Source organism: Roseovarius sp. THAF27, from assembly GCF_009363655.1.
Lineage (GTDB): Bacteria > Pseudomonadota > Alphaproteobacteria > Rhodobacterales > Rhodobacteraceae > Roseovarius.
On record NZ_CP045393.1, the window covers coordinates 855057 to 867153 of the forward strand.

A 12097-nucleotide genomic window follows, 5' to 3' on the forward strand; every position below is an offset into this window, starting at 1 on the left:
GGCTTGTTCATCCCGGCCGGACGGCGCAGTGTCGAGGCAGCAACGGAGGATGCCATGCCGAGACACCTTTTGGCCGTGCTGCTGGTGATGCTGGCCGGGGCCGCCGCCGCGTGGGAGGAGCCGCCGCGGGGCAGCGAGACGCGCGGCGCGCTTCTGGACGCGATCCGGCCCATCGCCGAGTGGAAACTGGGCGCGCCCGTGCAATTCGTGGTGCATCACCTGCGCCGCGACGGGGACGTGGCCTTTGCCGGGCTTGCCGCGCAGCGCCCCGGCGGTGGGGCGATCGACCTGAGCCGGACGCCCGCGGCGCTGCGGGGCGAGGAGGACGGTAGCTTCGATATCACGGAGATTTACGTTCTCTACAGGAAATCCGGCGATACCTGGGTCGCGGTGCATCACAGTTTCGGCGCGACGGACGCGTGGTGGTCGTGGGAGCCATTGTGCGCCGAATACCGCGCGGTGACGCCGGACGCCTGTGCGCCGTTCGACTGAGCCTGCGTCAGGATCGCGAGACCAGCCCGCCGGGATGGCGCGTGATCTTGCCACTGACCTCGAGGTCGGTGAGCGCGGGAGAGACCCGCGCGGCGGGCGCCGACAGGTCGCGGATCAGCTGATCCTCGGCCAGCGGTGCCGGGCCGAGACGGTTCAGTATGTCGGTATGCAGCCGGGCCGTTTCGGCCAGGCTGCGCTTTTCAGGCGGTTGGGCAAGTGGCAGGTCCGGCTGCGGTGGTGCCGGCGCCTCACCCCTTGCGGGCAGGGCGGCCAGAACGTCGTCGGCGTTGCGCACCAGCGTCGCGCCGTCGCGGATCAGCATGTTGCAGCCGGCGGCGCGGGCGTCGAACGGATGGCCCGGCACCGCCAGCACGTCGCGCCCCTGGTCGAGCGCGTTGCGCGCGGTGATCAGCGAGCCGGACCGGGCCGCGGCCTCGACCACGACGACGGCCTGCGCCATGCCGCTGATGATGCGGTTGCGCGCCGGGAAGTGCCGCGCCTGCGGGACCGTGCCGATGGGCTGTTCCGACAGGCGCAGGCCGGTGCGGGCGATATCCTCGGCCAGCTTGGTGTTCTCGGCGGGGTAAATCACGTCGACGCCCCCGGCGACGACCGCCAGGGTGCCGTGATCCAGCGCCGCCAGGTGCGCCGCCGCGTCGATCCCGCGGGCCAGGCCCGAGACAACCACATGGCCCCGTTCGGACAGCGCGCCGGCCAGCGCCTTGGCCATGCGCAGGCCCAATGACGATGCGTTGCGCGCGCCGACAAGCGCGACCATGGGACGCTGCAGCAACGGCGCGCCATCGCCCACGGCCCAGAGAAAGGGCGGCGCGTCCGGTGTAGCGGCCAAAAGGTCTGGATAGTCCGGAGTGCCGATGAAGATCAGCCGTGCGCCAATCGCGGCACCCGCCTTCAGCTCGGCCTCGGCCACGCCGACGGGGCAGGCGGCGTAAGTCTCGACTCCTGCCGCACGGGCGACCTCCGGCAAGGCCTCCAGAGCGGCCTGCGCGGTGCCATGTTCCTGCATCAACCTGTGAAACGTCGCCGGTCCGACCCGGCGAGAGCGCAACAGACGAAGCCACGCTACCCGATCATCTTCCGTGGTGGGTGGGAGTGGGGGGTGAGTGGAAGGATGTAATTCCTCGGACATCGTGACTTCGCCTGATTGCAGGGTCAGTGATACGCGCGGTTGGTTAACACAGGGTAAACCAAACCCGTTCCGATTGAAGAAATTTTGAGCGCAGGGGCGAAAGACGTTTTGCCGAGGGAGATGAGGCGCGCGCCGGTCCGTGCTTGGCGGCACGGCGCAACCGCGGGTCCTTACGTGTCGAGCACCCCGGTGGCCAGCCAGATCCGATGGGGTATGCTCATGGGCTCGTCGGGAAATTCCCGCCTCAGAAGGGCGGCAAGCTCGGCATCGAAAACCGAGGTCCTTTCGGCGTCGAGCGAGGCGGCGACACCGGCGCTGGCCCGGATGCGCCCGCGCCAGGCAACGTGCGTGTAGGGCTGCGAGACGTCGACGGATGCGGTCTCCAGCGCGGTCAGGCCCGCCTGCGCCAGGTCCGTCAGCCAGGCCGGATAGATCCCGGTGCCGCCCGCGCCCGCCCATCCGGGATTGTGGCGCAGGATCAGCGCCTCGGTCGCCGCCACCACGTTGCCGGGCAGCGGCAACCAGTCGAAATGGGCGATCACCGCCCGCCCGCCGGGGCGCAACAGGCGCGCGACCTCCGCGGCGGCTGCTGGCCGGTCGAACCAGTGCCAGCATTGCCCCGCCGTGACGAGATCGGCCGAAGCGGCGGCAAGGCCCGTCGCCTCTGCCGTTCCTGTCTTGTAGGTGATCTCGACGCCTGCGGCGCGGTCCAGTTTGCGGGCCTCGTCGAGGAGCGGCTGTGCGGGGTCGATGCCGGTGACGTCGAGCCCAAGGCCCGCCAGCCCGCGCGCGACGGTGCCGGTGCCGCAGCCCAGGTCGACGGCGGTCTGGCCGGGGCCGGTCCAGCCGCGCTGTGTCAGAAGCTCGAAAAAGGCAGGCGGGAAGCCGGCGCGATGGGTGGCGTAATCGCTGGCGGTGCGGCCGAAATCGACGCCTTCCCCGAAGGCGCGGAGGGCGTCGGTGTCGAGGTTCTGGGTCGGGTCGGTCATTATGTTACGTGCCTTTGGTACTTGGTTCGCGCGGAATAAAGGCCGCAGGCCGCCGCGCGATCGTCCGCTGACCGAAAGGCGATTGCCTGCAATCGCCGAAAGGGGGGCCGCCCGGACGGGCTGGCGATTGGGTGATGCTGGCGATTTGATTTGAGGTTTTGCGGAGGTTGCAGGGATAAAGTACTCTGGACCACTGTTGGGCCGCCAGCCCGCGGTCTGGCGATCGCGCGGCTCTTTAGCAATCGACCCCCTCAACTCCCCGCCTGCGAACCGCCCACGGTCAGCCCGCCGATCATCACCGTAGGCTGACCGACGCCCACGGGTACCCACTGACCCTGCTTGCCGCAATTGCCCATGCCGGGGTCGAGCGCCATGTCGTTGCCAAGCGCCCGGATCTGTTGCAGCGCCGTCGCCCCGTCGCCGATCAACGTGGCGCCCTTGACCGGCGCGCCGATCTTGCCGTTCTTCACGCGGTAGGCCTCGGTGCAGGAAAAGACGAACTTGCCGTTGGTGATGTCGACCTGACCGCCGCCGAAGCCCACGGCATAGATGCCGTCCTTGAGATCCGCCACGATCTCGTCCCGCGTCGCGTCGCCGCCCAGCATGTAGGTGTTGGTCATGCGCGGCATGGGTGCGTGGGCATAGCTTTGGCGCCGCCCGTTGCCGGTGGCCTCGACCCCCATCAGGCGGGCGTTCTGGCGGTCCTGCATGTAGCCCACCAATATGCCGTCCTCGATCAGCACGTTCCTGCCCGAGGGCGTGCCCTCGTCATCGACGGTGATGCTGCCGCGCCGGTCGGGTATAGTGCCATCGTCGAGAACCGTCACGCCGGGGGCGGCGATGCGTTGGCCCATGAGGCCGGCGAAGGCGGAACTGCCCTTGCGGTTGAAATCCCCCTCCAGCCCGTGACCGATCGCCTCGTGCAGCAGGATACCGGGCCAGCCGGGGCCAAGGACCACGTCCATCACGCCCGCCGGCGCCGCCTCGGCCTCGAGGTTGACCAGGGCGATGCGCAGCGCCTCGCGGGCCTTGGCTTGCCAGTCCTCGGGGGCAATAAGGCCGTCGAGCATGACGCGTCCGCCGCCGCCGACGCTGCCGGTTTCGCGGCGGCCGTCCTTTTCGACGATGACACTTATATTGAGGCGCGTCATGGGCCGGGTGTCGGAAACCTCGTGCCCGTCGGCGCGCAGGATCACGACCTCCTGCAGGGAGGCGGCGATGGCGGCGGTCACCTGCACCACGCGAGGGTCCATGTCGCGCAGGTAGGCGTCGATCTCGCGCAACGTATCGAGCTTGACGGGAAACTCGTGCCCGGCGATGGGGTCGGCGTCGGAATAGAGCCGCCGGTTGGTGGCGGCGGGGGCGTCGGCCATCGTGCCGCCGCCATCGCCCACGGCCAGGCGCGCGGTTTCCACGGCGCGGCCCATCGCGGCTTCGGAAATCTCGGATGAATGGGCATAGCCCGCTACCTCGCCGCGCACGGCGCGCAGCCCGAAGCCCTGCGCGGCGTCATACGAGGCGGTCTTGACCCGGCCATCGTCGAACAACAGGGATTCCGCCCGGCGACGCTCCAGGAAGAGCTCGCCGTCATCCGCGCCGGCCACGGCCTCGCGCAGCCTGGCCAGCGCCGCCTCGCGCTCGATCTCGGTCTCGAAGGGACGAAAAACGTCTGATGTCATCTGCCTGCTCCTGCTCGCGGCGCCGGAAACGCCAGTATTTTAACGGTTTCAAAAGCGTCCGTTTGCCGCAACGCATTTCCTTGTACGCCCCGTAAGAATATTGTTATTTACGGCGCGAACAACGGGATTCCATGGCATGCGCCTTGGGACGTTCTGCAGAAGATAAAACCGAACTAACGGGATCAGGGTGCAACATGCGCAAATTCACCAGCTTTCTGGCGTCCATGATGGCCGCTGCAACGGCGCTTCCGGCGATGGCACAGGAAAATCTTGAAATCATCGGCAAGCCCGAACAGGGCGCGATCGGTTTTCAACCGGCTGCCACGGAACTGGCGCGCGACCTGCATTGGCTCGACGGCATGGTGCTGGTGATCATCACCGCGATCACCATTTTCGTCTGTGGCCTGCTGGGCTACTGCATCGTGCGCTACAACAAGCGTGCCAACCCGACGCCGTCGAGCTTTACCCACAACTCGCCGATCGAGGTGGCCTGGACCGTGGTGCCGATCGTGATCCTGGTGTTCATCGCGGCGTTCTCGTTGCCGGTGCTGTTCAAGCAGCAGGAAATTCCCGAGGGCGACGTGAACATCAAGGTCACCGGCTACCAGTGGTACTGGGGCTATGAATACATGGATCACGATTTCGCCTTCGACAGCTACATGATCGGCGCGCCGGCCACGGGCGGCGACAACCGCCTGACCGACGATGTGCGCGCGCAACTGGAAGAGGCGGGCTATTCCGAGGACGAGTTCCTGCTGGCCACCGACACCGCCGTGGTCGTGCCCGTGGGCCAGACCGTCGTGATGCAGGTCACCGGCGCGGACGTGATCCACAGCTGGACCATTCCCGCCTTCGGCGTGAAGCAGGACGCCGTTCCGGGCCGGATCGCGCAGCTGTGGTTCAGCGCCGAGAAGGAAGGCATCTATTTCGGCCAGTGTTCGGAACTCTGCGGCCAGGCGCACGCCTACATGCCGATCACGGTCAAGGTCGTCAGCCAGGAAGACTATGATGCCTGGCTGGAAGGCGCGATCGAGGAATATGCAGGTGACCCGTCGACGCTTCCCGACCGCGTGAAGCTGGCCGCCGCCGAGTAAAAGACAGCCGGGGCGCGCAGCACGCGCGCCCCATGCCATCCCCCGCAGGATGCGCCTCCGGGCGCATCCCGTGTTTCGGAGAAGACATGAGCGACGCAAGTCTCAACACCAGCAAGGTTCAGGGCTTCGAGGACGAGGCCAGCTTCGGCGATTTCTTCGCGCTGTTGAAACCGCGCGTGATGACGCTGGTCGTGTTCACGGCCTTCGTCGGGCTGATCGCCGCGCCGGTGTCGGTGCATCCGGTGGTGGGCTTTGCCGCGATCCTGTTCATCGCCGTGGGCGGGGGCGCGTCGGGCGCGCTCAACATGTGGTGGGACGCCGATATCGACGCGGTGATGAAACGCACCGCAAAGCGGCCCATCCCCGCCGGCAAGGTGACGCGGGACGAGGCGTTCGCCTTCGGCATGGCGCTGTCGGGTTTTGCCGTGGTGATGCTGGGGCTGGCGACCAACCTTCTGGCGGCAGGCCTGCTGGCCTTCACCATCTTCTTCTACATCGTGATCTATACCATGTGGCTGAAGCGCTGGACGCCGCAGAACATCGTGATCGGCGGCGCCGCCGGGGCCTTCCCCCCGATGATCGGCTGGGCCGCGGCGACGGGATCGGTCTCGGTCGAGGCGGTGCTGATGTTCTGCCTGACCTTCATGTGGACGCCGCCTCATTTCTGGGCCCTGGCGCTGTTCACCAAGATGGATTACGACAATGCGCGGGTGCCGATGCTGACCGTGACCCACGGGCGCCGGTCGACCCGCGTGCATATCCTGGTCTACACCGTGCTGCTGGCGGCGCTCGCCATCGGGCTGGGCTTCACCAGCGTGGGCGGGCCGCTCTACCTGGCCGTCGCGCTGGTGCTGAACGCCACCTTCCTGAAAGGCGCGGTGGACATCTGGCGCCGGGACGAGGCCGCCTCGGAAGCGGACAAGTACCTGGCCGAGCGCAAGTTCTTCAAGTTGTCGCTGCTGTACCTCTTCGCGCATTTCGGCGCGATTGCCGCCGAGGCGCTGTTGGCGCCCTACGGCCTGGGAGGGTGGTGAGCCATGTCGCTGTCGCGCCAACACGAAATGCACAAGCGCCGCTTTTCGCGCAACCTCGGGCTCGGCCTGGTTCTTGCCGCTTTTGTCGCACTTGTCTTCGGGCTGACCATCGCCAAGGTGTCTGACGACGATTTCGCGGTGACGACAGAGGAGGCAGGCTGATGGCGATGGACCGGAATACCAAGACGGTGATGCGGCTGGTGGCCGTGGGCGTCACGATGGGCGCGCTGGCCTGGGCGTCGGTGCCGCTTTACGACTGGTTCTGCCGGGTGACGGGCTATGGCGGCGAGACCAACGTGGCCGACCTGGGCTCGGACGAGATCCTGGACCGCACCATCAAGATCCGCTTCGACGCCAGCAACGAGCGCGGCTTTCCTTGGGAGTTCAAGCCGGTGCAGCGTCAGATGGAGATCCGCATCGGCGAGACGGGCCTTGCCTTCTACGAGGCCTACAATCCCACCGACCGCCCGATCGCGGGCTCGGCCAGCTACAACGTCACGCCGTTCGAGGCGGGCGGGTTCTTTACCAAGATCGATTGCTTCTGCTTCGAGCAGCAGGTGTTGCAACCGGGCGAACGCGTGCAGATGCCGGTGACGTTTTTCGTCGATCCCGAGATTGTCGACGACCGCGATGCGCAGTACACGAAAACCATCACACTGGGCTATACGTTCTACGAGATCGACCTGCCCGAAGACGAAACGCAGGCGGCGCTCGACAAGGGCGAGGCGCCTGATAACAACGTGAACTAAGAGCCACCGACGAGGGACTTTGCTAGATGGCACATGAAAAAAATCACGACTACCACATCCTGAACCCCTCTATCTGGCCCCTCCTGGGGGCAATGGCCGGGTTCGTCATGCTGTTCGGCGCGGTGCTGTTCTTTCACGGCAGCGGGCCGTGGATGCTGCTGGCCGGCTTCGTGGGCGTCGCCTACGTGATGTTCGGCTGGTGGGCGGACACGATCAAGGAAAGCCAGGCGGGCGACCATACGCCGGTGGTGCGGATCGGGCTGCGCTATGGCTTCATCATGTTCATCATGTCCGAGGTTATGTTCTTCGCCGCGTGGTTCTGGAGCTTCTTCAAGCACGCGATCTACCCGATGGGCGAGATGTCCCCCATTACCGATGGCGTCTGGCCGCCGGCGGGGATCGAGACGTTCGACCCCTGGCACCTGCCGCTGATCAACACGCTGATCCTGCTGTGCTCGGGCATGGCCGCCACCTGGGCGCACCACGCGCTGGTGCACGAGAACAACCGCGACGACGTCAAATGGGGCCTGACCATCGCCATCGCCCTGGGGGTGATCTTCACCGGGTTGCAGGCCTATGAATACAGCCACGCGGCTTTCGGATTTTCGGGCAACATCTACGGCGCGAACTTCTTCATGGCGACCGGCTTTCACGGGGCGCATGTGGTGATCGGAACGATCTTCCTGTTCGTCTGCCTTCTGCGGCTCATGCGGGGCCACTTCACCCCCGAAAAACACATCGGGTTCGAAGCCGCCGCCTGGTACTGGCACTTCGTCGACGTGGTGTGGCTGTTCCTGTTCGCCGCGGTCTACATCTGGGGCGGCTGAAGAATTTTCGTACGAAAATTCTCTGCCTCCGGCGGGGATATTTGAAGCCAGAGGAAGATGCGGAGGGGGAGCCTTCCGCATTTTCGCGTCAGATGGGGCATCATGCTAAGAAAAACACTCCTTCCGCTGATCTTCGGGCTGGCCGGTGCGGCCGTGCTGATCTGGCTGGGCGTGTGGCAGGTGCAGCGTCTGGACTGGAAGGAAGGCATCCTTTCGCAGATCGAGACGCGGATCGACGCCGCGCCGGTGGCGCTGCCGGAAAGGTTCGATCCCGAGGCGGACAAGTATCTGCCGGTGGAAGTGAGCGGTCAATTCGGAGACGGGGCGCTGCGCGTCCTAGTCAGCCGCAAGCAGGTGGGCGCGGGATACCTGGTGATCTCGCCCTTCGAGACTGAAGGCGGGCGGCGCATCCTGGTGGATCGCGGCTTCATCCGGCAGGGCGATGCGCTGAGTGACGCGCCCGGGGGCGCGCTGACGGTCACCGGCAACCTGCACTGGCCCGACGACCGCAACAGCTCGACGCCCGAAAACGATGTCGACGGCAACACCTGGTTCGCCCGCGACCTGGGCCAGATGGCCGAGGTGCTGGACACCGAGCCGGTGCTGCTGGTGGCGCGCACCCTGTCGCAGCCAGAGGAGGCCGTGACGCCCTTGCCGGTGGACACGGCCCACATTCCGAACGATCACTTGCAATACGCGATCACGTGGTTCTCGCTGGCCGCCATCTGGCTGGGCATGACCGCTTTCTATATCTTCCGCGGCCGTGGCGCCGCAAAAGGACTGGACCGATGAAATACATCTCGACCCGGGGCAACGCGCCCGTCTTGAGTTTCGAGGCAGCCATGCTGACCGGGCTGGCGCGGGATGGGGGGCTGTACCTGCCCGAAAGCATCCCGACGCTGGCGGCGGACGAGATCAAGGCGCTGCACGGGGTGTCTTACGAGGAGGCGGCGTTGCGCATCATGCGGCCCTTTATCGGCGACGCCTTCACCGACGACGAGTTCCGCGCCATCATCGCCAAGACCTATGCCGGGTTCGGCCATGCCGCGCGGGCGCCGCTGAAGCAACTGGATGCCGGGCATTTTCTGTTGGAGCTGTTTCACGGCCCCACGCTCGCGTTCAAGGATTTCGCGATGCAGCTGATCGGCCAACTGTTCGAGGCGTCGTTGAAACGCTCGGGGGACCGGGTGTGCATCGTGGGCGCTACATCGGGCGATACCGGCTCGGCGGCGATCGAGGCGTTCCGGGGGCTGGACAAGGTGGATGTCTTCATCCTCTACCCCCATGGCCGGGTCAGCGAGGTGCAGCGCCGCCAGATGACCACGCCTGTCGAAGACAACGTGCACGCCATCGCCGTCGATGGCGATTTCGACGCCTGCCAGGCGCGGGTGAAGGACATGTTCAACGACTTCGAATTCCGCGATGCGGTCGGTCTGGCCGGCGTGAACTCGATCAACTGGGCGCGGGTGCTGGCGCAGGTGGTGTATTACTTCACTTCCGCCGTGTCGCTGGGCGCGCCCGAACGCAAGGTGAGCTTCACCGTGCCCACGGGCAATTTCGGCGACATCTTCGCAGGTTACATCGCCAAGCGTATGGGCCTGCCGATCGACCAGCTGATCGTCGCCACCAACCAAAACGACATCCTGCACCGCTGCCTGACCACGTCGGAATACAGGCCCGACGGCGTGATCCCGTCGATCAGCCCGTCGATGGATATCCAGGTCAGCTCCAATTTCGAGCGGGCGCTCTACTATGCTTACGATCAGGACGGTGCCGCCGTGGCGCAGCTGATGGACGAGTTGAAGGCCGGCGGCTTTTCAGTCAGCCAAGGAGCATTGGAGGCGTTGCGGGAAACCTTCGCCTCGGGCCGCTGCGCCGAGGACGAGACCCGCGCGACGATCCTGGAGACTTGGAACGCCGCCGGGGAACTGCTGTGTCCGCATTCCGCCGTCGGCGTAAAGGTGGCCGAGGAAATGCGCGACCCTGCCATCCCGATGATCACGCTGGCAACCGCCCACCCGGCCAAGTTCCCGGCGGCGGTGGAAGAGGCCAGCGGCCAACATCCCCCCTTGCCGGACCGTATGGCCGACCTGTATGAGCGGTCGGAACGCGTGACACGGGTCGAGAACGACCTTGCCGCCATCGAAACCCTCATCAAGGACCGCATCCCGAATTGACCGTCAACCTGACCACTCTCGACAACGGATTTCGCATCGTCACCGAACATATGCCGGGCCTGCAATCGGCGGCCATCGGCGTGTGGGTCCTGGCGGGTGCCCGGCACGAGGACGCCGCCCAGAACGGCATCGCGCATTTCCTCGAACACATGGCCTTCAAGGGCACCAAGCGGCGCAACGCGCTGGAAATTGCCGAGGCGATCGAGGATGTGGGCGGCTATATCAATGCTTATACCAGCCGCGAGGTGACGGCCTATTACGCCCGCGTGCTGGCCGATGACGTGCCGCTGGCGCTGGACGTGGTGGCCGATATCCTGCGCAACCCGGTGTTCGACGCGCGCGAGATCGAGGTCGAGCGCGGCGTGATCCTGCAGGAGATCGGGCAGGCGCTGGATACGCCCGACGACATCATCTTCGACTGGTTGCAGGAGCAGGCCTATCCCAACCACCCGCTGGGCCGCACCATCCTGGGGCCAGAAGACCGTGTGCGCAGCTTTTCGCGTGATGACCTGACGCGGTTCGTCGACCAGCGCTATCGCCCGGGGCAGATGATCCTGTCCGCCGCCGGGGCCGTGGATCACGACGCGCTGGTCAAGCTGGCCGAAGAGGCGTTCGGCGACATGCAGCCCTCGAACACCATCGCGCCGCCCGCCGCCAAGTTCGCCGGGGGCGAGACGCGCACCGTGCGCACGCTGGAGCAGGCGCATTTCGCCATGGCGTTCGAGAGCTCGAACTATTCCAGCCCCGACATTCATACCGCGCAGATCTACGCGTCGGCGCTGGGCGGCTCGATGTCCTCGCGCCTGTTCCAGGAGATCCGCGAGCGGCGGGGGCTGTGCTATACGATCTTTGCGCAGGCCGGGGCCTATGCGGATACCGGGATGCTCACGATCTATGCCGGCACGTCCGCCGACGAGATGGAAAGCCTTGGCCGCCTGACGGTGGACGAGATGAAGCGCGCCGCCGAGGATTTCAGTCAGGCCGAGCTGGACCGGGCGCGGGCACAGATGAAGGCGGGCCTGCTGATGGGGCTGGAAAGCCCGTCGAACCGGGCCGAACGCTCGGCGCGGATGATGCAGATCTGGGGCCGGGTGCCGGACCTCGACGAGGTGGTCGAGCGGATCGACGCGGTCACGCTGAAGGACCTCAAATCGCACGCCGAGGTGATTGCCACCGAAGCGCCCGCCGCGCTGGCGCTTTACGGGCCCGTCAGCCATGCGCCGTCACTGCAGACCTTGCAGGAAAGGCGTGCGGCCTGATGTTCCTGCCGCGCCGGAAGATCCGGATCGAGACGGAGCGCCTGACCCTGCGTCAGCCCGTCCTGACGGACTTCCGCGACTGGTCGTCCTTGCGCGAAAGCAGCGCCGATTTCCTGACCCCGTGGGAGCCGCAATGGGCCGCCGACCACCTGTCGCGCAAGGGGTTCGCCAACCGGGTCTACTGGTCTCAGCGGTCGATCTCGTCGGGCTCGGCGGTGCCCTTGTTCCTGTTCCGGCGCGAGGACGACATGCTGGTGGGGGCGATCACGCTGGACAATATCCGGCGTGGCCCCGCCCAGTCGGGCACGCTGGGCTACTGGACCGGTCAGCCTCATGCGCGCAAGGGCTACATGCGCGAGGCGCTGCAGGCAGTGTCGCACTACGCCTTCGAGCGACTGGACCTGTCGCGGCTCGAAGCCGCCTGTCTGCCGGAAAACGCTCCTTCGCGGCGTCTGCTGGAAAGCTGCGGGTTCAAGTACGAGGGCGTGGCGCAGAGCTATTTGCAGATCGCGGGGCGCTGGCGGACGCATGTTCTGTATGCCGCGCTGCGCGGTGACCGGCGCGGCCGGACGGATGTGGGGTAAACCATTCGGCCTTTTGCACCGCGCGATTGCCAGACCGCGGGATGGCGAACCGACGTCTCTTCA

13 protein-coding genes are annotated in these 12097 nt (G+C 66.2%); 10 read left to right on the top strand and 3 right to left on the bottom strand.

Annotation, left to right across the window (positions count from 1 at the left end):
- Positions 1-54: 54 nt before the first annotated feature.
- A complete protein-coding gene (locus tag FIU89_RS04360; protein WP_152491458.1) occupies positions 55-492 on the top strand; it encodes a hypothetical protein in 438 nt (145 codons plus the stop codon).
- Positions 493-499: 7 nt separating this feature from the next.
- Here FIU89_RS04360 and dprA read toward each other — a convergent pair whose 3' ends face one another.
- From dprA to tldD, 3 genes are all read right to left on the bottom strand, one after another.
- Positions 500-1642, bottom strand: a complete 1143-nt coding sequence (dprA, locus tag FIU89_RS04365) for a DNA-processing protein DprA (RefSeq protein ID WP_152491459.1) — start codon at positions 1640-1642, stop codon at positions 500-502.
- A gap of 170 nt (positions 1643-1812) precedes the next feature.
- The gene (locus FIU89_RS04370; protein ID WP_152491460.1) at positions 1813-2631 is read right to left on the bottom strand and encodes a class I SAM-dependent methyltransferase; all 819 of its coding nucleotides are present in this window, start codon (positions 2629-2631) and stop codon (positions 1813-1815) included.
- A gap of 251 nt (positions 2632-2882) precedes the next feature.
- A complete protein-coding gene (gene tldD / locus FIU89_RS04375) occupies positions 2883-4310 on the bottom strand; it encodes a metalloprotease TldD (protein ID WP_152491461.1) in 1428 nt (475 codons plus the stop codon).
- A 194-nt stretch (positions 4311-4504) separates the two neighbouring features.
- On the opposite strand from tldD, the gene coxB reads away from it, so the two are divergent.
- From coxB to FIU89_RS04415, 9 genes are all read left to right on the top strand, one after another.
- Positions 4505-5404 carry a cytochrome c oxidase subunit II gene (gene coxB, locus FIU89_RS04380; protein WP_152491462.1) on the top strand — a complete coding sequence of 300 codons (900 nt, stop codon included), beginning with the start codon at positions 4505-4507 and terminating at the stop codon, positions 5402-5404.
- 86 nt (positions 5405-5490) lie between these two features.
- A complete protein-coding gene (cyoE, locus tag FIU89_RS04385; RefSeq protein ID WP_152491463.1) occupies positions 5491-6438 on the top strand; it encodes a heme o synthase in 948 nt (315 codons plus the stop codon).
- 3 nt (positions 6439-6441) lie between these two features.
- Positions 6442-6600, top strand: coding sequence for a hypothetical protein (locus FIU89_RS22195; RefSeq protein WP_172978023.1), 159 nt, complete (start codon positions 6442-6444; stop codon positions 6598-6600).
- Positions 6600-7187 (top strand): cytochrome c oxidase assembly protein, encoded by a 588-nt coding sequence (locus tag FIU89_RS04390; RefSeq protein ID WP_152491464.1) that lies wholly within the window; start codon positions 6600-6602, stop codon positions 7185-7187. The genes FIU89_RS22195 and FIU89_RS04390 overlap by 1 nt, the downstream gene beginning before the upstream one ends.
- 26 nt (positions 7188-7213) lie before the next feature.
- Positions 7214-8014, top strand: coding sequence for a cytochrome c oxidase subunit 3 (locus tag FIU89_RS04395; RefSeq protein ID WP_152491465.1), 801 nt, complete (start codon positions 7214-7216; stop codon positions 8012-8014).
- A gap of 102 nt (positions 8015-8116) precedes the next feature.
- Positions 8117-8806 (top strand): SURF1 family protein, encoded by a 690-nt coding sequence (locus FIU89_RS04400; RefSeq protein WP_152491466.1) that lies wholly within the window; start codon positions 8117-8119, stop codon positions 8804-8806.
- Positions 8803-10191 carry a threonine synthase gene (gene thrC, locus FIU89_RS04405; RefSeq protein ID WP_152491467.1) on the top strand — a complete coding sequence of 463 codons (1389 nt, stop codon included), beginning with the start codon at positions 8803-8805 and terminating at the stop codon, positions 10189-10191. Before FIU89_RS04400 ends, thrC begins: the two co-directional genes overlap by 4 nt.
- On the top strand, positions 10188-11450 hold the full coding sequence (locus tag FIU89_RS04410; protein ID WP_152491468.1) for a pitrilysin family protein: 1263 nt from the start codon (positions 10188-10190) through the stop codon (positions 11448-11450). Before thrC ends, FIU89_RS04410 begins: the two co-directional genes overlap by 4 nt.
- Positions 11450-12034 carry a GNAT family N-acetyltransferase gene (locus FIU89_RS04415; RefSeq protein ID WP_172978024.1) on the top strand — a complete coding sequence of 195 codons (585 nt, stop codon included), beginning with the start codon at positions 11450-11452 and terminating at the stop codon, positions 12032-12034. The genes FIU89_RS04410 and FIU89_RS04415 overlap by 1 nt, the downstream gene beginning before the upstream one ends.
- The last annotated feature ends 63 nt before the right edge of the window (positions 12035-12097 follow it).